We start from the raw sequence: 533 nt of genomic DNA, 5'->3' as shown, positions 1-533 counted from the left end.
TCCACTCAGTCGGATCGTCCTCGCGTTTGACCCAATACTGATCAGACAGGCTCAATCCATAGGTCCTGTCGAGCAGCTCGCCGGTCGATGAAGCGCCGAGCGATTCGAGCACACGGCGTATTCCGTCGCGCGTGGAAGGGATCGCCCGGGACCTCCACCATTCGTCGATCCTCCTGGCATACAGCGCGCTCTTGCCGTGCATGGTGAACTCCAGAGGCAACCGCCTGGAATCGAGGACCCCGCCCGAGGAGCACGCACAGCCGGACGCGGGATCGTATTCGAACGCGAGAACCGGATGGTCCCCGCACATAATCAGTTTGCGTGGCATGCGCCCGTTCCTTCCAAGCTCGGTCTTTAAAGATTCTACAGGCGTGAATCGATCGCGCGGCAACGCCCGTTTCACGACGCAATGTATAATCATGAGCCGCATCCGCGAATCGTAAAACATCGGCAATGACGCCGGCAATTGATATGATAGGCGCATCGATTCCCTAAAAACAAAAAGGCATGGCCATGGGATTGTCCGGCTCCGG

At 58.2% G+C, this 533-nt stretch carries 1 pseudogene; it reads right to left on the bottom strand.

Annotated elements, in window-relative coordinates:
* A pseudogene (locus B2994_RS03795) lies at positions 1 to 328 on the bottom strand (toxin HipA); the annotation flags it as partial.
* Positions 329 to 533: the final 205 nt, after the last annotated feature.

Origin of the sequence: Bifidobacterium sp. UBA744, assembly GCA_002298605.1 — a bacterium.
In the GTDB taxonomy this organism is placed as follows: domain Bacteria; phylum Actinomycetota; class Actinomycetes; order Actinomycetales; family Bifidobacteriaceae; genus Bifidobacterium.
This window is presented reverse-complemented; position numbering and strand designations above follow the sequence as displayed.